Origin of the sequence: Halorubrum sp. SS7 (genome assembly GCF_005435055.1) — an archaeon.
Classification (GTDB): domain Archaea; phylum Halobacteriota; class Halobacteria; order Halobacteriales; family Haloferacaceae; genus Halorubrum; species Halorubrum salinarum.
Genome location: NZ_SGXV01000694.1, coordinates 1 through 224 on the forward strand (window position 1 = coordinate 1; position 224 = coordinate 224).

Annotated in this window: 1 pseudogene; it reads right to left on the minus strand. The window is 62.9% G+C overall.

From position 1 onward, the window contains the following. Positions 1-224: pseudogene (locus EXE44_RS19620) on the minus strand (sulfate ABC transporter permease); the annotation flags it as partial.

Consider the following 224-nt stretch of genomic DNA (forward strand, 5'->3'; position numbering starts at 1 on the left):
AGGTAGCGGACGAGGAGGAAGATTGCTGCCGAGACGGCCAAGAGCAAGAACGCGACCGCCCCACTCTCCTCGAGTCCCCCCTGGAGGTACGTGTTGTACACGAAGACGGGTGCGTGTTGGGCGGTCACCTTCTCGCCTGCGAACGGGTAAAAGAACTCTACAGAGTAGGCAACCACCGCGACGGCACCGAATTCGGAGACAGCACGGGCCCACGCGAGCACGCC